This is a genomic window from Salinimicrobium oceani, from assembly GCF_012037645.1.
The window spans coordinates 1-604 of sequence record NZ_JAAVJR010000235.1 but is presented as its reverse complement, the minus strand read 5'-3'; the positions used below and the strand labels follow the sequence as shown (position 1 = coordinate 604).

Annotated in this window: 1 protein-coding gene and 1 pseudogene; both read left to right on the top strand. The window is 41.9% G+C overall.

Annotated elements, in window-relative coordinates:
• Positions 1 to 355: succinate dehydrogenase/fumarate reductase transmembrane subunit (locus HC175_RS16465; protein WP_479685235.1), on the top strand; the 355-nt coding region annotated here is incomplete at its 5' end.
• 12 nt (positions 356 to 367) lie between these two features.
• Positions 368 to 604: pseudogene (locus tag HC175_RS16460) on the top strand (FAD-binding protein); the annotation flags it as partial.

Sequence of the window (604 nt, the reverse complement as noted above, 5' to 3'; positions counted from 1 at the left end):
CAGAAATATGATATGGACGGGACTGGTAGTTCTTGCTTTCCTGGTACTGCATTTTTATGATTTCTGGTTTCCGGAGATCGTTCACAAATACATACAGGTGCATCCGGAAGATCCAACCAGGTATTATGCTGAAACTGTAGCGAAATTCACAGATCCTGTGAGAACTGCGTTATATGTAATTTCTTTCATCTTCCTTAGCCTTCACCTGTTGCACGGTTTTTCGTCCTCTTTCCAGTCTGTGGGATGGCACGAAAAATTCTACAAGGGAATGAGAGGGGCAACGGTAGCCTTTTCAATTTTAATTCCGTTAGGATTTATTTTTATTGCCGTTTATCATTACTTTAATCAAGTTTAAAAGGGAAGGATTATGTCAGTTTTAGATTCAAAAATACCACAAGGTCCACTGGAACATAAGTGGAATACATATAAAAACAATATAAATCTGGTTAACCCTGCCAACAAGCGTAATATTGATATTATCATGGTAGGGACCGGTTTGGCAGGCGGAAGTGCCGCCGCCACTCTTGCGGAACTGGGGCATAACGTAAAAACATTTTGTTATCAGGATTCTCCGCGTCGTGCGCACTCGATCGCCGCACAGGGA